Source organism: Halomonas sp. SIMBA_159 (genome assembly GCF_046536035.1).
Classification (GTDB): domain Bacteria; phylum Pseudomonadota; class Gammaproteobacteria; order Pseudomonadales; family Halomonadaceae; genus Vreelandella; species Vreelandella venusta_A.
Genome location: NZ_JAWJBT010000599.1, coordinates 1 through 271, shown reverse-complemented (window position 1 = coordinate 271; position 271 = coordinate 1). Strand labels below are relative to the sequence as shown.

The window sequence follows — 271 nt, the reverse complement described above, 5'->3', positions numbered from 1 at the left end:
CGGGTTGTTTGGCTGTAGCTTGTTGCGCTAAAACTTGTAACATCTGTTGATAGAGTCCTTCTACAGGGGGAAGTTTTGCCAGCCATCGCTGATAGCGCCATTGTCGAAGTTGTTGCCAACTTAGCCAACCTGCAAAACTCGCTGCAACCAAACTGGCTAAACCCGCTAACACTCCTCCCCATCCTTGAGAGAAAAACCGCCATAAACTCGTGACAATGCCAATTAAACCGCCAATAATCACATTCCAGAGATAGTTAAACATTCCAGCGAC

The 271-nt window shown here is 46.9% G+C and carries 1 protein-coding gene; it reads right to left on the bottom strand.

The genetic code is table 11. The features are described from left to right. Nucleotides 1-271 (bottom strand): hypothetical protein (locus R0J87_RS20615; RefSeq protein ID WP_498888582.1); only part of this gene is annotated, 271 nt, incomplete at both ends.